At 51.6% G+C, this 20974-nt stretch carries 19 protein-coding genes and 1 pseudogene; 11 read left to right on the plus strand and 9 right to left on the minus strand.

Annotated features, from left to right (window positions below; translation table 11 throughout):
* Positions 1 to 44: 44 nt before the first annotated feature.
* The 4 genes from MMG91_RS07300 to MMG91_RS07315 form a co-directional block, all read right to left on the minus strand.
* Entirely contained in the window at positions 45 to 740 is a 696-nt protein-coding gene (locus MMG91_RS07300) for a DsbA family oxidoreductase (protein ID WP_105347534.1), read from the minus strand.
* 64 nt (positions 741 to 804) lie between these two features.
* Entirely contained in the window at positions 805 to 1428 is a 624-nt protein-coding gene (locus tag MMG91_RS07305) for a TetR/AcrR family transcriptional regulator (protein WP_008015736.1), read from the minus strand.
* A gap of 175 nt (positions 1429 to 1603) precedes the next feature.
* Complete coding sequence (locus tag MMG91_RS07310; protein WP_008015737.1) at positions 1604 to 2377, minus strand: SDR family NAD(P)-dependent oxidoreductase; 774 nt, start codon at positions 2375 to 2377, stop codon at positions 1604 to 1606.
* A gap of 97 nt (positions 2378 to 2474) precedes the next feature.
* Positions 2475 to 3029 (minus strand): OsmC family protein, encoded by a 555-nt coding sequence (locus MMG91_RS07315; RefSeq protein WP_008015738.1) that lies wholly within the window; start codon positions 3027 to 3029, stop codon positions 2475 to 2477.
* 438 nt (positions 3030 to 3467) lie between these two features.
* Between MMG91_RS07315 and MMG91_RS28915 the strand changes: the two are divergent.
* Positions 3468 to 3662 (plus strand): annotated as a pseudogene (locus MMG91_RS28915) (hypothetical protein); the annotation flags it as partial.
* Positions 3663 to 4838: 1176 nt separating this feature from the next.
* On the opposite strand, the gene MMG91_RS28920 reads toward MMG91_RS28915, so the two are convergent.
* The 3 genes from MMG91_RS28920 to MMG91_RS07350 form a co-directional block, all read right to left on the minus strand.
* Positions 4839 to 5018, minus strand: a complete 180-nt coding sequence (locus MMG91_RS28920; RefSeq protein ID WP_405046521.1) for a hypothetical protein — start codon at positions 5016 to 5018, stop codon at positions 4839 to 4841.
* A 595-nt stretch (positions 5019 to 5613) separates the two neighbouring features.
* Positions 5614 to 6177: a TetR/AcrR family transcriptional regulator gene (locus MMG91_RS07345; protein WP_008022721.1), complete on the minus strand. Its 564-nt coding sequence runs from the start codon at positions 6175 to 6177 to the stop codon at positions 5614 to 5616.
* Between the two features lie 106 nt (positions 6178 to 6283).
* On the minus strand, positions 6284 to 7768 hold the full coding sequence (locus MMG91_RS07350) for an amino acid permease (protein ID WP_310659222.1): 1485 nt from the start codon (positions 7766 to 7768) through the stop codon (positions 6284 to 6286).
* Between the two features lie 390 nt (positions 7769 to 8158).
* On the opposite strand from MMG91_RS07350, the gene metC reads away from it, so the two are divergent.
* Positions 8159 to 9328, plus strand: coding sequence for a cystathionine beta-lyase (metC, locus tag MMG91_RS07355; protein ID WP_028941110.1), 1170 nt, complete (start codon positions 8159 to 8161; stop codon positions 9326 to 9328).
* A gap of 110 nt (positions 9329 to 9438) precedes the next feature.
* Here metC and MMG91_RS07360 read toward each other — a convergent pair whose 3' ends face one another.
* Positions 9439 to 10752, minus strand: coding sequence for a sigma 54-interacting transcriptional regulator (locus MMG91_RS07360; RefSeq protein WP_310659406.1), 1314 nt, complete (start codon positions 10750 to 10752; stop codon positions 9439 to 9441).
* A gap of 197 nt (positions 10753 to 10949) precedes the next feature.
* Between MMG91_RS07360 and MMG91_RS07365 the strand changes: the two genes are divergently transcribed.
* The 3 genes from MMG91_RS07365 to MMG91_RS07375 are packed head-to-tail and all read left to right on the plus strand — an operon-like array spanning position 10950 to position 14381.
* Positions 10950 to 11834, plus strand: coding sequence for an MBL fold metallo-hydrolase (locus MMG91_RS07365; protein WP_019579178.1), 885 nt, complete (start codon positions 10950 to 10952; stop codon positions 11832 to 11834).
* 36 nt (positions 11835 to 11870) lie between these two features.
* Positions 11871 to 13547: a TIGR01244 family sulfur transferase gene (locus MMG91_RS07370; RefSeq protein ID WP_310659223.1), complete on the plus strand. Its 1677-nt coding sequence runs from the start codon at positions 11871 to 11873 to the stop codon at positions 13545 to 13547.
* A gap of 3 nt (positions 13548 to 13550) precedes the next feature.
* A complete protein-coding gene (locus MMG91_RS07375; RefSeq protein WP_154909218.1) occupies positions 13551 to 14381 on the plus strand; it encodes a sulfite exporter TauE/SafE family protein in 831 nt (276 codons plus the stop codon).
* Positions 14382 to 14448: 67 nt separating this feature from the next.
* Here MMG91_RS07375 and MMG91_RS07380 read toward each other — a convergent pair whose 3' ends face one another.
* Positions 14449 to 15294 (minus strand): fumarylacetoacetate hydrolase family protein, encoded by an 846-nt coding sequence (locus MMG91_RS07380; RefSeq protein ID WP_310659224.1) that lies wholly within the window; start codon positions 15292 to 15294, stop codon positions 14449 to 14451.
* A gap of 245 nt (positions 15295 to 15539) precedes the next feature.
* Here MMG91_RS07380 and MMG91_RS07385 point away from each other — a divergent pair, with 245 nt between their 5' ends.
* From MMG91_RS07385 to MMG91_RS07410, 6 genes are all read left to right on the plus strand, one after another.
* Positions 15540 to 16226: an FCD domain-containing protein gene (locus MMG91_RS07385; protein ID WP_310659225.1), complete on the plus strand. Its 687-nt coding sequence runs from the start codon at positions 15540 to 15542 to the stop codon at positions 16224 to 16226.
* Positions 16227 to 16366: 140 nt separating this feature from the next.
* The gene (locus tag MMG91_RS07390; protein WP_310659226.1) at positions 16367 to 16915 is read left to right on the plus strand and encodes a YbhB/YbcL family Raf kinase inhibitor-like protein; all 549 of its coding nucleotides are present in this window, start codon (positions 16367 to 16369) and stop codon (positions 16913 to 16915) included.
* Positions 16915 to 17754 carry an AraC family transcriptional regulator gene (locus tag MMG91_RS07395; RefSeq protein WP_310659227.1) on the plus strand — a complete coding sequence of 280 codons (840 nt, stop codon included), beginning with the start codon at positions 16915 to 16917 and terminating at the stop codon, positions 17752 to 17754. Before MMG91_RS07390 ends, MMG91_RS07395 begins: the two co-directional genes overlap by 1 nt.
* Before the next feature lie 476 nt (positions 17755 to 18230).
* Positions 18231 to 18938, plus strand: a complete 708-nt coding sequence (locus tag MMG91_RS07400) for a DMT family transporter (protein WP_310659407.1) — start codon at positions 18231 to 18233, stop codon at positions 18936 to 18938.
* Between the two features lie 130 nt (positions 18939 to 19068).
* Positions 19069 to 20370 (plus strand): sulfite dehydrogenase, encoded by a 1302-nt coding sequence (gene soxC / locus MMG91_RS07405; RefSeq protein ID WP_310659228.1) that lies wholly within the window; start codon positions 19069 to 19071, stop codon positions 20368 to 20370.
* Positions 20357 to 20923: a c-type cytochrome gene (locus MMG91_RS07410; protein WP_105348905.1), complete on the plus strand. Its 567-nt coding sequence runs from the start codon at positions 20357 to 20359 to the stop codon at positions 20921 to 20923. Before soxC ends, MMG91_RS07410 begins: the two co-directional genes overlap by 14 nt.
* Positions 20924 to 20974: the final 51 nt, after the last annotated feature.

Raw genomic sequence — 20974 nt, forward strand, 5'->3', positions numbered from 1 at the left:
ATATAGAGATTGCAGCACCAACAGGTGCCGCAAAGTCTCTAGCATCAATTACACCCATCAATACCGCAGACTTGACCGCTGAACGACTCCTCCTCGCCCTTTGCTTCCAAATACATTTGATTCAATGCTTGGAGAAAGTCTTCTGGACGCTGAGCACCCGCCATGGAAAATGCATTATTGAACACAAAAAATGGAACGCCTGAGCCGAATTGGGCCGCCGCGCGCTCGTCTTCCTGCATCTGAAGGCGCAGATCCGGGGATGACCACGCGAGTCGAATCGACTCATCAGATACCCCTACAGACTTCGCTATCGCCTCTAAACTTTTTCTGTCAAAGAGCGATTTACCCTGGGTGGTACTTTGCTCATAGAGCGCTTCCACCAGGTTCTTCTTCACTGCTACATCTTCGACTGCTTTGACCAATACGTGCGCGTCCGCAGTGTCACCAAACAGCATGGTTTCGAAACGGTAATCAAGCCCCGAAGATTGGCCATATTGCTTAACCGTACTCATCATGGTTACAGCGGCGGTTGGACTACCCAATTTACGTTTGAGGGCTCCTACCATAGGCTCAGCAACATGGTTCGGGGCAAGACGGTAAGCTCTAACGTTGACTTGAACGCTGTCCTTGTGAGGAAAGTTTTCAAGCGCTTTTTCAAAACGACGCTTAGCGACCCAGCACCAAGGACAGACGTAATCAGACCAAATATCTATTACGAATTTCTTCGAATCACTGCTCATAAATCACTCTGTATTGAAGGGAATAAAGAGGCCGTCGCTATTGAGGAAAGACTTAAAGCGACTGTTAACAATTCGTTTGATGGCCACTGGTATGTTTGATCTCACGAGCAGACATCGCGGCTGATCGCTCCAGCGATTCGAGTAAGCAGTCGAACCCAGCCAAGGGATCTGCCGATCGGCCTAATGTCCAATCAATAAGACTCGCCCCCTCTAATGCACTCAACAGCATAAATGCATAGGATTGAGCGGGCTTGGCCAGTAACCATCCTTTCTGAATTGCTGCCTCACTGATGGTTCTCTGTAGCCAGTCAAGTTGTGTCTCGAAAAAAACTCGAGTAAGCACTTGAAGCGATAAAGGCAGTGCTGCCATTTCTGCCGCCAGTGCGCCACACAAAGGTAGAAGCCCTTCATTCGCACTGACGACGAAAAGACGGGAAAACGCTCGAAGCCGCAACAAGGGATCTTCATCGGCGTCTTCGATTGACCGAATGGTCGCATCGAAGCGATTGAAAGAGTCCTTGATCAACTCTTGACCGAGACACTCTTTGGTCGGGAAGTGATGATGAATGCTGGCTTTTCTAATGCCAATCGTCGCGGCTAGATCAGCATAACTAAACGCTGAGTAGCCCTTAGACCTCATCTGGGTTTCCGCGACTTTTAACAGCGCTGCTCTTGTCGAAACTGACATTGAAAACTCCTGCGGCTAGCCTTCAGCCGCCCTACACCAAAAGCTGGCAGGCTGCTGCCAGCTGGGCCAGTCAAATGGCCTTGGATGAACGTTCGAGCCATTGCACCTCCCAGCACTCTTGGTGATGGAATGGAAGTCGACTTAGGCGACTTCCATCAGACAGCGTTAGCTGAAATCAGGCACGAACGGCCATGATTCCCGCATCCACGTCCCAGATAGCACCGGTCACCCAGGATGTCTTGTCCGACAGCAGGAACACGATGGTGTTGGCCACATCCTCAGGAACACCAACTCGACCCAGTGGGTGGAAATCGTTCAGCGACTTCATCGCTTCTGGGATCGCCTCTTTGTCCATGAAACCTTCATAAATCGAGGTGTGAACGATCCCTGGCGAGACTGCGTTGACGCGGATACCCGAGTGAGCCAATTCAATTGCCAGGTTACGGGTCAGGGCGTGGAGACCTGCCTTCGCCATGGAGTAGGCAGAGGCCGGCGAACCTGCCAATGCAGCCTGTGCACCGATGGAGCCGACGTTGACGATTGATCCTTCGCGCTTGGCGGCGAGCATGTTCTTGACCACTGTTTGGGTGATAAAGAACGTCGCACGATTGAGAGACAGGTACATGTCGTACTCAGCTTCGTCGTGTTCGGTGAAGGCTTTGGGAATGAAAATGCCAGCGGAATTCACCATCAGGCTGATATCGCTGTGGTTGGCGTTGATTTCATTTCGAACGAAATTCATGCCTTCTTCAGTCATGAGGTTTGCGACTATCACGGAAACCGGGCCAAACGCGCTCAACTCGTTACGGACGGCGTCGGCCTTGTCTTGCTTGCTGCCTGTCAACACCACGCTGCCACCGGCTTTCAGCACCATGCGAGCAGTTTCCAGACCCATACCACTGGTACCACCTACCACAAGCAGTTTCTTACCTTTGAAAAAATCGTTCATTTCATACTCCAGTTAACTAAATTTTCGAAAATTGCAGCGCCAGAGATCGTTCGTCTGCTGGCGCTCTTAGGGTTCAGAGAGTCAAACCTGATGAAAATCAGTCCTCACGAACCTCGAGGGTCGGCACCATACGGATGGCTTTCGAGAAGTTGGCGTAGTTGACCGACGTCTTGAGTACATTCTTGTGCAGTTCTTCCACGCGTTCACGCGGCGCATCGGTGTGCAGACGAACGACGAAGCTCACTTCGTCGTAGCCTGGGTTGACGCTCTCGTCGAGGCCCAAGAAACCACGCAGGTCGAGGGTACCGTCCGTCTCAATTTCCAGACTGTGGATCTTGATACCCATCATGGCGGCGTTGGCTGCATAGCCGACCGACATGCAAGCGTTGAGAGCGGCCATTAGCAGCTCTTGAGGGTTAGGCGCACTGTTCTGGCCCAGCAACTCATTTGGCTCATCGGCGACGATTTCGAAATCACGCGAATAGGTCTCACCGGCGAGGCTGTAGCGACTGACTTTCGCCACAGAGCGCGTCTGGCCTTTCCACTGAGTCTTAACGTTAAAGCTGGCGTGGCGCTTGCCCGCATCCTCAGCAACACCTTGGGCAAACTGCTGCAGGGCGGCTACGTCAATACCGTTCAGGTTATTTGTCATTTGGTAAGTCCTCTGTGCAACGCATTTTTGCACGTGGGTTGATGTTCGACGGAATAACTCTACCAACTGGTAGGGAGGCATGCAATAGAATTTTTTTGAAATTGCTTGATGCGAGAAAGCCAACAAGGAGTAATCTACTCACAAGCCCGGTAAACATAGCCCACAGCTAAGCACCGTTTATCCGAACGGACAGACGGTAAAACGCCTACGAGTAGGATGGCTTAAAGCAAAGAAGCTATTACCCTCTAAATCTTTACCAAGCTTAAAAAATTAATTGAAAAGGTATCAGGGAGAGTAGTCATGAACCGTAAAATTGCTTCAGGTCTTTTTTTATCAGCAATTGGAATATACATCGCTGTGCCTCAAACGTCGTTACGTACAGAGGCGCAAGAACTACCTACCGCAAGCTCTGTTTCGGTTGTTGATAACCAATCCAAATCTACCGCTACTGCGTCTGATGGTGCTGATCATGTCGGCGCCGGCGCATTAGCACGAAGTGGCGCTGAGCATGGCACGGGCCAGGTGGCCGCTGATGGTGCCGATCATGTCGGAGCAAAAGGTCTGGCCGCTGATGGCGCCGATCACGTCGGGGCAAAAGGTGTCGCCGCTGATGGTGCCGATCTTGTCGGAGCAAAAGGCCGGGCCGCTGACGGTGCCGATCACATCGGGGCAAAAGGTGTCGCCGCTGACGGTGCCGATCACGTCGGGGCGAAAGGTCTGGCCGCTGATGGTGCCGATCATGTCGGAGCAAAAGGTCTGGCCGCTGATGGCGCCGATCACGTCGGGGCAAAAGGTGTCGCCGCTGACGGTGCCGATCACGTCGGGGCGAAAGGTCTGGCCGCTGATGGTGCCGATCATGTCGGAGCCAAAGGCCTGGCCGCTGACGGTGCCGATCACGTCGGGGCAAAAGGTGTCGCCGCTGACGGAGCCGATCACGTCGGGGCGAAAGGTGTGGCCGCTGATGGTGCCGATCATGTCGGAGCTAAAGGTCTGGCCGCTGATGGCGCCGATCACGTCGGGGCAAAAGGTGACGCCGCAGATGGTGCCGATCATGTCGGAGCCAACGGCCTGGCCGCTGACGGTGCCGATCACGTCGGGGCGAACGGTCTGGCCGCTGATGGTGCCGATCACCTCGGGGCAAAAGGTGTCGCCGCTGATGGTGCCGATCATGTCGGAGCAAAAGGCCTGGCCGCTGACGGTGCCGATCACATCGGGGCAAAAGGTGTCGCCGCTGACGGTGCTGATCATGTCGGAGCCAAAGGTGTCGCCGCTGATGGCGCCGATCACGTCGGGGCAAAAGGTGTCGCCGCTGACGGTGCGGATCATGTCGGAGCCAAAGGTGTCGCCGCTGAAGGCGCCGATCACGTCGGGGCAAAAGGTGACGCCGCAGATGGTGCCGATCATGTCGGAGCCAAAGGCCTCGCCGCTGACGGTGCCGATCACGTCGGGGCTAATGGTCTGGCCGCTGATGGTGCCGATCACCTCGGGGCAAAAGGTGTCGCCGCTGACGGTGCTGATCAAGTCGGTGCAAAAGGTGTCGCCGCTGATGGTGCCGATCATGTCGGGGCGAAAGGCTTGGCCGCTGACGGTGCCGATCACGTCGGGGCCAAAGGTGTCGCCGCTGACGGTGCAGATCATGTCGGGGCGAAAGGTGTCGCCGCTGATGGTGCCGATCATGTCGGAGCCAAAGGCCTAGCTGCTGACGGTGCCGATCATGTCGGGGCGAAAGGCTTGGCCGCTGACGGTGCCGATCACGTCGGGGCCAAAGGTGTCGCCGCTGAGGGTGCCGATCATGTCGGAGCCAAAGGCCTAGCTGCTGACGGTGCCGATCATGTCGGGGCGAAAGGCGTGGCCGCTGACGGTGCCGATCACGTCGGGGCCAAAGGTGTCGCCGCTGAGGGTGCCGATCATGTCGGAGCCAAAGGCCTGGCCGCTGATGGTGCCGATCATGTCGGAGCAAAAGGCCTGGCCGCTGACGGTGCCGATCATGTCGGAGCAAAAGGTCTAGCCGCTGAAAGCTCGGATCGCGCGGGTAAAAATCAAGTGGCTTCCAAAGAAACTAAGATTCGGGTCGGTGGTATTGGCTCCGATGCGGTGGCTTCACTTAGGTAGTTGGTCAATCTATAGGAGTAGTAGTGAATCCTATGGATCTATATCTCTAAAGGTCGCGGTGGAAATGGCAGTTAGCTGCCATCTCCTCCGCAGATCCGTGCGGAACTATCGCATACGGCTCCTCGCCTTAGTGACGCGAAGCGTTCCCCTGAGTAAGAATGTGCACTTCTGGTTTTGGGGGCTTTCTTGCCTTCATAGGCGGCATGCCGGAGACCAAAACCGCCAAGACGTATCCGGTTTTCGTCGGCGCGTGACAGTTGAAATACTCCCCCCTCTCACCTGCGATGCTGTACAACGGAAAATTCGATCAGCTTTGCCGTCGAAGCGTTAAAGGGAGAATCAATCTTGGCTAGTGCGGTACTCATTGCACCGGGAGATGCTGCGCCTGCCATTGCGCCAACCCACTAAACTGTCGTCCGCGTAAAATGCCCCCATGGAAGAGTGGCAATATAGATCAAATCCTAAGCACAAGTTACGAAACGATAATATTTTGCAAAATCAAATTAAACCCAGACTGATCAACGACCTTGTCGCTAAGTGCCCAGGAAACAAAACTGCTGCCTTCAAGCAAGCTCAAGATCGCTCTCGAAACCTCTTTCGGATTGAGATCTGCCTTAATAACTTTTTGGGATTGACCTATGACTAGATTACTTTCTAACCAAGAAATATGAATCTCAAAAAATTTCTTAGTCAACTCCTTAAGACTTTCTGGCAGCGCAGACAGCTCAGCTGCAAGCGCACCGCAAAGTGGCAACATGCCATTATCCGAGCTATCGACAAAAAGCTCGGCAAATGCTTTTAGCCGACCTACTACATCATGACTCTCTTCGTTTATTGACTCTAGATTCTTGGAAAATCTAAATAGGTAACTCTCAATAACAGCGATTCCGAGCCCTTCCTTTGTAGGGAAGTGATGATGAATGCTCGCCTTTTTTATGCCAATTTCGTCAGCCAGATCGGCATAGCTAAATGCAGCGTAGCCTTTGGTGCGCAGCAATAACTCGGCGGTGGTTAAAAGGTCGGAACGCGTACTCATAAAGCTTACCTAGAGTTTTTAATGAATGCATATTAGCTGCCTTAAGGCAACAGTTCAACTCTAGAGATGAGAGGACGCTGTAAAACGACCTCTCAGCTCTATTAAGCTAGGCCCCTACGTGGCTAGGATCGCTTTTAATTTCTTCCGAACCTTTAGCTTTGGAACGGACGGCCTTCGACCAACCCAGAATCAGTGCACCAGCGACTAACGGTATAGAAAGAACGGTGTAAGTTCCGTTGGGATAATCGAACGCCAAGAGAACCAATACCACAAGCAAGAAAACAAGAGTTAGCCAAGAGGTGAACGGCGCTCCAGGCATTCTAAATGAGACCATTTCGACCTCACCTCTTTTTACAGCACGACGGTAATTTATTTGCGACAAAACAATGAATGCCCAAGTCGAAAGAATCCCCAGCGATACCAAATTCAGTAAGAGCTCGAATAATTGCGCGGGGATCAAGAAATTCAGCACAACACCAAATACGTTAATCCCCATGGTGACCAAGATCCCCATATAGGGTACCCCTTGACTACTCATGCGTTTAAACATTTTCGGCGCTGACCCACCCATCGCAAGTGACCTCAACACGCGCCCAGTGGCGTATAAACCTGAATTGAGACTTGAGAGCGCCGCTGTCATTACAACAATGTTCATTACGGAGCCAATGCCAGGTACACCAAGTGCTTCAAAAAAAGTTACAAAAGGACTGACGTTAGCGCTATAGGCTGTCCAAGGGAGCACAGTAACAAGCAGGAATACGGAGCCCACGTAAAACAAACTTATTCTCCAGATCACCCCATTAATGGCTTTGGGAATAACTTTTCTTGCATCCGCCGTCTCGCCAGCAGCAGTTCCCACCAACTCTATGCTCGCATAAGCAAAGATGACGCCTTGCACGATGATGATTGCTGGCAAAAGCCCATGAGGAAATATCCCCCCGTTATCCGTGATCAAATGCAAGCCCGGAATATGTCCTGCCACCTCATGCCCAGTAGCAAAAAAGAACGACCCGACCACCAAAAAAATACTGATAGCGGCGACCTTTATCACAGCGAACCAGAACTCCATTTCACCAAACCATTTGACACCGACCATGTTCATCAATGTCACTACACCCAAAGCACTTAGCGCGAATACCCACTGAGGAACATCCGAAAACACACTCCAATACTTCATATAAATAGCAATGGCGGTTATATCAACAACACCTGTTAACGCCCAAACTACAAAATACATCCATCCTGCAACGAAAGAGGCACGTTCACCCATAAACTCCCTGGTGTAAGATACAAAACTTCCACTGCTTGGACGGTGCATCACTAGCTCACCCAGCGCCCTCAAAATGAAAAAGGCGAATATCCCACAAACCAAATAAATCACCGCAAGTGCAGGCCCCGCGATTTGCAGTCTGGCCCCTGCGCCCAGGAACAGACCTGTACCGATGGCTCCACCTAGCGCCATCATTTGTACATGACGTTTCTTTAAATGCTTTGAATATCCGCTTTCATGAGAATCAAGCCAGTTCGATCTATCTTTTAGTTCGCCGCCACACTGAACTGCTGAGAGAGATTGTATTCTTTGTTTTTTCATGTTTCACCCAAGCGATTAATTTGCAGTTTTTGTTCTTATCCCTTGCAAACTTAACTTTCTTCTTCCCATTCCAAACGGGAAGTGCGAGAGAAGCCTTGAGCTCCCATGTCGTCAAAGACACTAAACCTCTCCCGCTCAATGCCACAACACGCTCAGATCATCGCTTTTCGGTCGACCAGGTAGCGAAATCCCAAGACACAAAAAACCTACCATTCACATGGTAGTCATGCAAACTCTATTTTTAAATATTTTCAATATCTTGTTTTTTAACGAGTTTTACCTACAAGCCAACCTTGTGGTAGACATTTAATGAAAATGGCATTTTAATCTTGAATCTGCGGTAGCTAGTGCGTAGCCAAATCTCACCAAACGCTAGAATTGGAAGCCGGTATGAAAAAATATAAAAACGTGCAAACCCTACTCGCCCACGCCTCTATCGAGCCTGATCAGCATCATGGCTTCGTTAATACACCGGTTTACCGGGGTTCCACTGTGGCGTTCCCTACGTGTGAGTCGATGCGTGAGGGCCGCCAAAAATATACGTATGGCCGGTGGAACAACCCCTCGACGGAAGCATTGACTCAGGCCCTCCAGCAGCTGGAGGGAGCGGAAGGCACGGTTCTTTGCCCTTCGGGGCTCTCGGCATGTACGACTGCCATACTGTCGGTGGTGGGAGCTGGCGATCACCTGCTCATTGCCGACAACGTGTATTCGCCGATAAGGGCTTTTTGTGAGCAGGTGGGTCAACGCCTTGGAATCGAGGTCACGTTTTACGACCCGACAATAGGTGCCGGCATCGTAGATTTCCTCAAACCAAACACTAAAGCCATCTATACCGAATCTCCCGGCTCTTTGACTCTGGAAATACAAGACATCCCTGCAATAGCCAAGGTTGCCCATGAACATGACATCCTAGTTATTACAGACAACACTTGGGGTACCCCGCTTTACTTTCCATCACTGGAACTTGGTGTCGATCTATCCATCATGGCTGCCACGAAATATATCGTCGGTCACTCAGATGCCGTTCTTGGTACCGTATCAGCCTCCAAGCGTGCGTGGGATAGCCTCAAGCGATTCCATTTCAACATGGGATTGTTTGCGAGTCCGGATGACGTGACGCTGGCGCTCCGAGGGATGAGGACGCTAGATGTGCGACTGGAACGTCATTACAAAAACGCGACGACTGTCGCTAAGTGGCTGGAGACACGCGAGGAAGTGGAAGCAGTTTATTATCCTGCATTAGAGTCTCACCCTCAGCACCAATTATGGAAAAGGGATTTTAAAGGAGCATCAGGTTTACTGTCCTTCGTGACAAAACCTTCCACGCAAGCAGCGGCAGATGCACTCTTGGATAGCCTATCGTTGTTTTCAATTGGCTACTCTTGGGGCGGTTTTGAAAGCTTGGCGATGATCGCAGATCCCAAACCCGTTAGAAGTGCGACATCCTGGGAAATTGATGGGCACCTTGTGCGGCTGCATATTGGTCTTGAAGACCCATCTGATCTGATCGAAGACCTCGAACAAGGCTTTGCGAAATTCAACATGTTACGCGGCTAATCTTCAAGCTAATTATATGCACAGCCCTTAATTGGGCTGTGCTTTCTTGTCCGCCCGAATGCTTTATCTCAAGATCAACACCTTCAACACTGCTCGCCGATAAGACTCATCTATTTCCCTTCTAAAACCTGAATCCGACGATAAAGCGTTCGCTCACTAATCCCCAGTTCTTTAGCTAAATCTGCTCGCGACCCCTCGAACCCATTAAGTACCTGGGCAAGGTTTTTTAGGGACTTGCTATTTCTATTTGTAGTTTTGTACTGGGAGATGTAGCCAGTTACATTCGTAGGCAAGTCTCTTTCCCGTACAATCCCGTCGTCACTGAACAGACGCGCCCGTTCAAGAATATTTTTTAGCTCCCTGATATTCCCCGGAAATGAATACAGCATAAGGCGCTTCAATGCTTCCTCGTCAATTTCAGCCCGACTGCCAGGTGCAATTCGTTTTAGATGACTTTCTATAAGCAGCGGCAAATCGTCTAAACGCTCTCTCAATGGCGGAAGCGTTATAGGGAAAGCACTGATTCTGTAGTAGAGGTCTTCGCGAAAAGTGCCAAGTTCGACCATATCCTTTAAAGGCTTATGAGTCGCAACAACGAGACGAAAATCGGAATGGATCGTCCGTAAACTACCAACAGGTCTAAAACTGCCAGACTCAATTAGACGCAACAATTTGACTTGCATGGAGAGAGGTACATCGCCTATTTCGTCCAGAAAAAGCGTACCGCCATGCGCAGCCTCTGCAAGCCCAATTTTCTTACTGAGCGCGCCTGTGAATGCTCCTTTTTCATGGCCAAATAATTCACTCTCGAACAGCGACTCTGAAAGGCCGGTGCAGTCGACTACAACCAGAGGTGCGTTTGAGCGCGGACTACCCATATGGAGCGCCCTAGCGAACAGCTCTTTACCGGTTCCCGACTCACCCTGCAAAAGAACGGGAATCGGGGAAGGCGCCGCTCGCTGCAGCGCGCTCAACGCTTGTTTAAAAGACGGCGATACGCCCACTAGCCCCTGCTTTTGCGGCTGCGCAGACGCTATGTCTACGGTGATCAATCTTTCAACGTAAGCAACTACCTGGCCCTGGCGATCCAAAATGGGACGAAGCTCAACATCAACGTGTTCTGGCCCCCGGGGAGTGTGGTGAATATGCAGTACCCTTTCCGCAGCATGGCTATCAAACGCCTTGCGCATTGGACAAAGCTCACCCGCCTGATCGCAGGGAACCGCATAGCCATGCGAAACCTTGAAGCATTTGGAGCCAACGTGCGGTTTTCCCTCAACACCAAAATGCCTTTGATAGGCCTTGTTGGAGGCAATGACGTTGTACTCGACATCCAGGACGATGGTGGGTCTATCGTCATGCTCAAGGTAAGAAATCAACGCTTGAACATCTACATTGCTCGTAGCGATTAGCCCACTACTCATAATCTTCTCCCGAACACGTATGCTTTCTACTGCCAAATACTGCCACAGACTGCCAGTTAACTGCCAAAAATAATGACAGACACGAATACCTCGCCCTGGAAACTCAGGAAACACGCTGTTTAGAGCGTTCAATGGAAAGATCAACATTGGCATGGATCTTGAGACTGCTGACATAGCAGCTATTCAGGAGCTATCTAATGTATTTCGGCGCAAAAATATTGGTCGAAGAATTCTTTGACGAAGCGACATCGACGTTCAGCTATCTGTTGCTTGACCGCTCTACCATGCAGTGTGCGCTTATCGATAGCGTGCTTGACTACGATCCGAAATCGGGCCGCACAAAAACCGAATCAGCCGACAGAATCGTTGCACGCGTGACGGAGCTGGGCGCATCCGTCGAATGGATCCTTGAGACACATTTACATGCCGATCATCTGACCGCTGCTCAATATTTGAAACAACGGCTAGGCGGCAAGATTGGCATCGGAAACAGAATAAAAGACGTTCAAAAAGTCTTTAGCCACTTGTTCCATACAGAAGATGAACTTAAAAGCGGTTCCGATCAGTTTGATATTTTGTTTGATGACAACGATACGTTTCATATTGGCAGTTTAACCGCCCAAGCGTTGCATACGCCTGGTCATACACCTGCCTGTATGACCTATCTTATCCAGGATGAACAAACAGGTCTCGCGTTCGTGGGCGATACATTGTTCATGCCCGATTACGGCACAGCAAGGTGCGACTTCCCTGGAGGGGACGCCAGAACACTCTTTCGGTCAATACATAAGATTTTGGCGCTTCCTGAATCAACCCACATTTTGATGTGCCACGATTATCGTCCGAATGGCCGACCGCTCGCGTTTATCACCAGTGTAAAAGCACAAAAGCGTGAAAATATCCATGTCCGTGAAGGTACAAGCGAAGATACATTTGTGAACATGCGAGAAACACGTGATGCAACTCTCGACATGCCAATGCTGATACTGCCATCCGTCCAAATCAATATGCGTGGCGGCAACATGCCAGAGCCAGAAACGAATGGTATCCGCTATCTGAAAATACCGCTCAACACGCTTTAACGCTTTAACCTTGCGTAGTTATCAACGGAAAATAATATGAATACTTATAAATTAAGTTCGGATTTTTCTATTGCGTCGCAACTGACCGTGGTCGATGTGAAGCAACTGGCTGAGCTCGGGATTCGTACTCTCATCTGCAACAGGCCGGATGGCGAGGCAACCGACCAGCCAACACATGTAACGATCCGCCAAGCAGCCGAAGCAGAAGGCATGACGTTTCACTACCTGCCCACCCAAGCATCAGCCATTGCTGATGAAACGGTAGATTCCTTCGTCGCAATTTTAAAGGAAGCGTCGAGACCTGTGGTTGCCTACTGTAGAACTGGCACCCGGTCAGCGATGCTGTGGGCGCTCTCTGAGGCAGGCAAGCAGAGTCTGTCCGCCATTCTCGAAAAAACCAAAAGCGCACAGGTGGATGTTTCTTCACTTGCACGCAGAATCAGCAATGGTGGGCGCACCGCTAATGCCATGGCTACGACTCATCACCAGATCGTCATTGTTGGTGCCGGCTCTGCAGGCATTGCCACCGCAGCCAGCCTGAAGTCACGAGAACCGAATCTGGATATCGCACTAATCGACCCTGCTGATGCGCACTACTATCAACCTGGGTGGACTATGGTCGGCGGAGGCATCTTCGAGGCTGAATCTACTGTAAGGACGATGGCTTCTGTCATGCCTCGAGGTGTGACGTGGATCAAAGCAGCGGTAACTGCTTTCGACCCACAGGCCAATGCAGTCGTCCTCGATGGAGGGAGAGTTATTCAGTACGACCAGCTTGTCGTCTGCCCTGGCTTGAAGCTCGATTGGTCGGCTATCAAAGGACTGACTGAGACATTAGGCTCCAATGGCGTAACCTCTAATTATCGCTACGATCTTGCGCCTTATACCTGGAAACTTGTCCAGGAACTCAAATCAGGCAAGGCCCTCTTTACGCAGCCGCCAATGCCAATCAAGTGTGCGGGTGCGCCTCAGAAAGCGCTCTATCTCTCATGCGATCACTGGTTGAAAAACGATCGCCAGGCACAGATAAAAACGCAATTTTTTAATTCCGGCGGTGTGCTATTCGGCGTCGCCGACTACGTCCCTGCCCTCATGGCGTACATGGAAAAATATGCGGTCGACTTGAAATTCAGCCACAAGCTAGTGGCCGTGGATGGCCCCAACAAACAGGCGACTTTCGAACGTACCGATAAAGAAGGAAACACCCAGACCGTGATTGAGTCGTTTGACCTCCTTCACGTCGTGCCCCCGCAGGTTGCTCCAGATTTTATTCGCTCAAGCCCGCTCGTGGATGATGCGGGCTGGGTCGACGTAGATCCAGCGACCTTGGCTCATCGCAAATTTTCCAATGTTTGGGCGCTAGGAGATGTGGTGAATACCACAAATGCGAAAACCATGGCGGCTGCACGTAAACAAGCGCCGGTCGTAGCGAACAATGTCCTGGTTAACCTAGGGATGAAACAGCATCAAGCTGCGTATAACGGCTATGGCTCCTGCCCTCTGACGGTTGAGCGTGGAAAAGTTGTCTTGGCCGAGTTTCTCTATGGCGGAAAGCTAGCGCCGACGTTTGCCACCTGGTTTCTGGATGGGCGCAAACCCTCTCGTTTGAGTTGGTTTCTTAAAGAGAGAATTCTCCCGCCGTTCTACTGGCACTGCATGCTGAAAGGACGCGAATGGTTCGCTGACACGGAAGTAAGTCAGGCGGAGCATTAACATATGGATGAGCACAGCATGCTGGCCGTCGTTCTTGGCGCGGTCATTGGAGGTGTTCTAGCCATGACTGGTGCAGGCGGGGGAATCCTCGCCATTCCTGTATTGGTTTTCGGTCTAGGTTTATCAATGACCCAAGCGGCCCCTGTCGGACTGCTAGCAGTGGCGTTAGCTTCCGGCGTCGGAGCTGTGCTCGGATTGAAGCAAGGCGTCGTTCGATATAAAGCAGCTGCCTTCATATCATCGATTGGAATCGTGGCTGCGCCGCTAGGCTTACACCTGGCTCAACGCATTCCCAACAAGCCTCTCGCACTCGTATTTTCGTTGGTGCTGGTGTACGCAAGCGTGCGCATGTTGCGCAATGCAAGTCGGGAAATCCGTAATGGCGGTGCCGCTCCACGACGCGAGGTGTTGCCCTGCGTACTTAATCCGGCAAAGGGCCGGTTACGCTGGACGCTGCCCTGTGCTCGAGTATTGGCGTTAACCGGTTTCACGTCGGGTTTACTGTCAGGCTTGCTGGGTGTCGGAGGAGGTTTCGTCATCATTCCGGCCCTGACGCGATACACCAATCTGGAAATGAAAAGTATTGTCGCAACTTCTCTTGCGGTGATCGCGTCGGTTTCAATCGGCGGAGTGATTGCAGCCGCGATCAGCGGCGTTATGTATTGGCAAGCAGCGGTACCGTTTGCCGTCGGTGCGGTTTTAGGGTTGATCGCGGGAAGGCAGCTAGCTCACAAGCTGGCCATTCCTCGTTTACAACAGGCGTTCTCGATCGTCGGAATCGTCGCAGCCATCATGCTGGGAGCCAGCGTATTCGATTTAGGTCTGGGATCATGACATGCCAGACAAATTCTAATATCAGCAAGCGTCTCCACTTGGAGACGCTCATTTGCCGAGTTACGGATTACCTGGCTGGCACAACCTTCTGCCGCTGCTCTCCTAAGCCGTCAATCCATAAATGGATCTGATCGCCGGGGTGTAGCCAAAGAGGCTCCGGTTTCATCCCCATGCCTACCCCTGGAGGAGTGCCTGTACAAATTACGTCACCGGGATGCAGCGTCATGTACCGACTGCAGTAAGACACAATCTGCGCAACAGAAAAGATCATCGTTTTCGAGTTACCTGTTTGGCGCCGTTCACCGTTTATGTCCAGCCACATATCGAGGTTCTGCGGATCCGCGATCTCATCTCGAGTCACCAGCCAAGGCCCAATCGGGCCGAAAGTGTCACATCCCTTGCCTTTATCCCATTGCGAACTTTGCATCTGGAAAGCCCGCTCAGAAACATCGTTCACCACGCAATAACCAGCTACGTAATCCAGAGCATTGGTTTCGGACACGTATTTAGCTTCACTTCCAATCACTACCCCCAGCTCAAGCTCCCAATCAAGCTTTGTAGAATGCGGAGGCTGAACGATGTCGTCATTCGGCCCGGAGAGGCAGCTGATGGCTTTATGAAAGATGATGGGTTCGGTGGGAATCGCCATGCCAGCTTCTTCAGCATGATCTCGGTAGTTGAGTCCAATGGCGATAAATTTACGCACTTGGGCCACGGGGACTCCGTAACGAACACCCTCCTCTACCACCGGCAATTCAGCGAGATCTAGCTTCGATAGTTCAGCAAGAGCTGCAGGGGCCAGTACCGAAGGATCGATATCGGTGATATGCGCAGAGAGATCGCGGATCCGACCTTCGGCGTCCACCAAACCTGGACGCTCTTTGCCTGGCGGGCCAAAACGACAAAACTTCATTACTACCTCCGCTGCCTTCTTACAAAGTGGATCAACGAACATCAATGGAGGCCGTTGAAAAAAGCGCAGCCTCGATCGAAGTGGGATCTGTGCTCTGTCAGCCCGCTGAGCGCTCCAGTCCGATGAAGGCCTGTGGGGAGCAGTGTCAGCAATCAGCGACTCTTTTGGTAATTGAGCAAATCCATCTTATGACATAAAATATATTTTTCGCAACAAACAATATTTTAGCTTCGAGAGAGAAGGTAATGGTAGAAAGCGCGGCCAAAAGTCTCACTCAGGCGACATACGAACGGCTACGCAGAGACGTTTTGTCCTGTGTGTTGCCGCCTGGAAGTAGAGTCAATGTGAAGGAGCTAGCTGGACAGTACAAAGCCAGCGCAGGCGCAGTACGAGAGGCCCTGTCCAGGATGACTGCCGAGGGGCTTGTCATAGCCGAACCTCAAAAAGGATTTCGAATCTCAGCTGTTTCGCTGGCGGATCTGAACGACCTCACGCAGGCCCGAATTGAGATAGAAGCGAGCTGCCTTCGCCACTCCATCGAAAACGGCAATGTCACTTGGGAGTCAGGATTGGTTTCGGCCTACCACTGTCTTTCGAGGATTGCGGGGCCTGACACCATCGACCAATACGAAGCTGACGCCTGGAATACAGCGCATGAGGCGTTTCACGAAGCACTGGTCAGCGCATGCCCAAACACCTGGTTGTTGCGAATGCGAGCAATGCTATTCGAACAAACGGCGCGCTATCGGGCGATGTCGATAGCAATGACTGCCAAGAATAGGGATATCGGTGATGAACACAGGAGGCTCCTCGATGCAGCCTTAGCAAAAGATGCGACCAAGGCCAGTGAGCTGTTGATTCATCACATTCAGACGACTTCCGCAGCTCTGATAAAGGGGCTGGCGAGTATCCAAGCAATGAAGGAGCAATAGCGCTGAGTTAGTGCATCGCCTCTTTAATAATATTGCGGTTCGCCCAAATTGACTGGATCGCAATCAAATTCGAGCGGAGGCAAACGGGCAAGGAGTGGCTGGCGCCGCAGAATATCGACTCCAACCACATCGGAGTCGGTATGAAAAAATCAATTTTAGTCGCTAGCATCTTGGCGCTTTCGTTGGCCGCAGGTATTACTCAAGCCCAAGAGTTCAAGGTGCAAAGCAGCAGCCCATTGAACGGACATCTTCAACAGGCCCAGTTCGCCAATGCGTTCGGCTGCAACGGCAAAAATCTTTCCCCTCAAATATCCTGGAGCGGCGCTCCGCAAGGTACGAAAAGCTATGTGGTGACTATGTATGATCCCGACGCACCTACCGGATCAGGCTGGTGGCACTGGGTACTGGCGAACGTACCTGGAAATGTAAATGAGCTAAAGGAAGGCGCGGGCAGCTCTGGAGGCAAACTTCCAGCCGGTACGCTTGAGGTTAGGGGCGATAGCGGTATGCCTGGCTACCTTGGAGCCTGTCCGCCTGAGGGACAGACACACAATTTCCTCATCACGGTTAATGCCCTGAAAGTCGACAAGCTCGAATTACCACCTACTGCCACACCGGCGATGCTCGGGTTTATGGTGCTAGGCAGCTCGCTTGGCAAAGCAACACTCACGGTACAAGGCAACCGCTAATGTCGATGACGAACGCTTACGACTCCTACCGGGCTCTGCACATCATTACTCGACCCGGAGTCGGGACAGCAGGAGTCGTTCTCCAGCAACAGAATCTGGAGTTCAAGCGTTTGTATATTGAAAGCCCTGTGCTGATATACGTCGAGAAAGGCATAAAAGCGGTTCGGTGGCCCGGAGGAGAGTATTTGATCCGCGCAGGTGAAGCGATCGTTGTAGCTGGGGGTCAATCGCTCGACATCACCAACAAATTAGCGGAAGACGGTAGCTACCGAGCGCACTGGCTGGCGTGGGATGAAACGCTGATCGCCTTATACGCCGAATCCAATCCGGATTTGCCAGTCATTAAACATGCCCTTCCCATAAGCAGCGATACCGCAGATTTTGCGGTATCGCTTCACCGTTCAATTAAGGCGGTGGAGGACAGCACAGTCCCGACCATGATTGCTCGCCATCGCTTGCAGGAGCTTTTGGTGTGGATCAGCATAAACGGAGGACGACTTGAGCAGTCACGAGTGCTGACAATGGCGGTCAAGGTCAGACGACTCATAGGAAGAGATCTGGCTAACGAATGGAGCGCTGGAGCCGTAGCGTCGGCATTTGCGATGAGCGAGGCCACTATGCGCCGTAGATTGGCTGAGGAAGGGACTAACCTAAGCAACCTGCTGATCGATGCTCGCATGTCATTTGCGCTGCAGCTACTCCAATCGACAACTCAGCCTGTAATGCAGATAGCACTTTCTGTGGGCTACCAGACGCCGTCTCAATTCGCCGTCAGATTTCGAGATAGATTTGGCTTTCCACCGAGTGCAATCAGGGGACATCGACGCGCAGATCCTTGATTTGATCGAGCTCCCCGCCCCCCCTCTCCTAGCCCCGGCAATATGCCAGAGTTTTTTGCTTGCCTCATGCCCCCAGAGCAGAGCAAAAAAGAACTCTCTGGGAGTCCACCGCACAATCACAGATAATTCTGTTGCAAGCCTACCAACTGAACGGTAGCCTTCATCATAGCAACCAACCAGGCATTTTATGATTTCGCTTGGTCTTGAGTAACTGCTACTGGTTCGCAGCAGCTGAAACTCCAAGCGCGAGGTAACTTTACAAGTCTGTAGTAACCTATACGCACTGTGGGGAACAGCTAGTGTCACAGCACATACTTGATGTACCGCAACTCAAAGGCTCCAAAAAAGTTGTCCTGCTCACCGCCTTAGCGATGCTAGCTTTTGCAGCTAACTCGGTGCTTTGCCGGCTCGCACTTCGTCATACAGAAATTGACCCTACTTCCTTTACACTTATACGTCTGGTGAGCGGAGCTATCATGCTTTGGGTGCTCCTGGCGATTAAAGGTGCGACACGCCCCTCAGGAACCTGGTTTGGTGCTTTGACTCTGTTCGCCTACGCATTTGCTTTTTCATACGCATATTTGAACCTGGAAACTGGGACAGGCGCCCTACTGTTGTTCGGCGCAGTACAACTCACCATGCTTGGTTACGGGTATTGCAAAGGTGAGAGGATGCAAGGGGTTGCCATTGCAGGGTTACTCCTTGCTATTGGAGGTCTTGTGGCCTTGTTATTACCCGGGACAAGTGCGCCTGCGCTTGGTAGCGCTGGAATTATGCTGTTGTCAGGCATTGCATGGGCCGGATACTCCTTAATCGGCAAGCAATCGAACGACCCACTCGCATCGACTACAGGAAATTTCTTGCGAGCCGTCCCTATGATGCTTTTGGCTTCAGTCCCCTTCATTAGTGACTTTTCGATCGATTTTTGGGGGACTCTTTGCGCCATTGCTTCTGGGACGATTGCCTCAGGTGTTGGTTATGCAATCTGGTACGCGGCGATACGTTCGCTTTCATCGTTCCGAGCAGCAACCATCCAATTGAGTGTTCCTGTCTTAGCGTCTCTCGCTGGGATACTCATCCTTGGTGAGCACCTCACCGTTCGCTTAGCACTGACATCGTTGGCAGTGCTAGGAGGAATTGGGTTGGTGCTCAGCGACAAGCGCTTAGCAAATGGTGCTAGCTGAGTTCGACTCCTGTCCGTTCGGCACTTTGAAGGTTGATTTTTAGGTTGGCCATTGAAACACTGAATACCGACCGATCGGTACAGAGTGAGGTGCCGATGGGCCGCCATACTTGTTGATCAGGAGAACAAAAATGAAGAATGACTCAACAGATGACAAAACTGAGATTGCCACAACCTTCGCTCGCCGAGACTTCCTAAGCAGAACAGGCATGATCGTCGGCACAGCGGCACTTGGTGCAACATTTGCACCTCTTGTACGAGCTGCAGAATCCTCAGTTAGTAGTGCAGTTGGAGGCAAGCAGCTAGAGGTGCCGACCTGGACAAAAACCTTAGGCGGCCCCACAGCTGTACCCTACGGTAAACCTTCTAAGTTTGAGACTAATGCAGTACGCAACTTGTACCCTGGGCTGAAGGAGCCAATGTCAGCCTATAGCACTTCCCCACTCCAAGAATTGGATGGAATCATCACGCCCAATGGGCTGTTCTATGAACGCAATCACGCAGGGGTGCCAGAGATCGATCCTGCTAATCACCAGCTGGTGATTCATGGGCTGACGAAAGCAGCACTTCTATTTACTGTGGATGAGATAAGGCAGTTTCCAGCCGTCTCACGCATTCACTTCATCGAATGCTCAGGAAACCCCTCCTTTTTACCGCCCTGGGGCAAAACGGCAGCTGAAGTAGCTGGCTTGGTAAGTTGCGCCGAATGGACTGGTGTGCCATTGAAAACACTATTGGAAGAAGCAGGTCTCAAGCCTGAGGCGAAATGGGTTATCGCTGAAGGGGCAGATGGTGCAGCTATGACTCGAAGCATACCGATCGAGAAGTGTCTGGATGACGTAATGGTCGTGTACAGCCAGAACGGTGAAAGGCTACGCCCCGAGCAAGGGTACCCAATACGCCTGCTAGTACCTGGTTATGAAGGCAACACCCACATCAAGTGGTTGCGTCGTTTACATGTGACCGATGCTCCTGCTTATAGCCGTGAAGAAACGGCTAAATACACCGATCTCATGGCCGATGGGCGATCAAGAAAATTCTCATTTGTGATGGAATGCAAGTCGCTCATCACCTCCCCTTCCGGTACGCATAAACTCACACGCAAAGGCCTCCATGAAATGCGTGGCATCGCTTGGAGCGGAAACGGCAAAATTACACGAGTGGATGTGTCCGTCGACGGCGGCCGTAACTGGTATGAAGCGAAGCTCCAAGAACCTGTACTCAATAAATCTCTGACGGCATTCCGCGCCCCATTCGAATGGTTGGGAACGGAAATGGTCATTATGAGCCGCGCTATTGATGAGACAGGGTACGTTCAACCAAGCCTCGAACAATTGAAGGAAGTGCGCGGAGAGGTCTCTTTCTACCACAATAATGCTACCCAGCCTTGGCGAATCAACTCCAATGGGGAGGTGACAAATGGCCGTGCATAAAATGATAGTCGTGACGCTGGGGGTATTAAGTATTTGTACTGTTGCGAGCGTAGCGGCTGACCAAAAGCATGGCTTGGGACATGCAGTGACAGAGGAACAAATCGCAAGTTGGAATATTGACGTTGCCCCCGATGGTAAGAACCTGCCCGTCGGTCAAGGTACAGTCATGGACGGAGAGAAGATTTATCAGACATCCTGTCTTGCCTGTCATGGCGCCAACCTCGAGGGCGGCATGGGGCCAGCACTAATGGGTGGAAAAGGCACCTTAACCTCTCAAAAACCGGTGAAAACAGTCGGTAGTTATTGGCCTTACGCGACCACACTATACGACTACGTCAGGCGCGCTATGCCGTTCCAACAACCTCAATCGTTGAGCAATGATCAGGTGTACTCAGTGGTTGGTTATATTCTGAACAAAAACGAGCTGCTGGAAGCGAACGCTACGGTTAATGCAGAGACCCTTATAAAGGTCAAAATGCCAAATCGCGACGCGTTCTACGTCGACGATAGGCCCGATGTCAAAGTGAAGCCTTGCTACAAGGACTGTCAATAGTCCGAGAGCTGGAGCGTCAGCTTCTTAGGCCTAGAGGCTGACCTCTTTCAA

Origin of the sequence: Pseudomonas sp. JL3, from assembly GCF_031570575.1 — a bacterium.
In the GTDB taxonomy this organism is placed as follows: domain Bacteria; phylum Pseudomonadota; class Gammaproteobacteria; order Pseudomonadales; family Pseudomonadaceae; genus Aquipseudomonas; species Aquipseudomonas cucumis.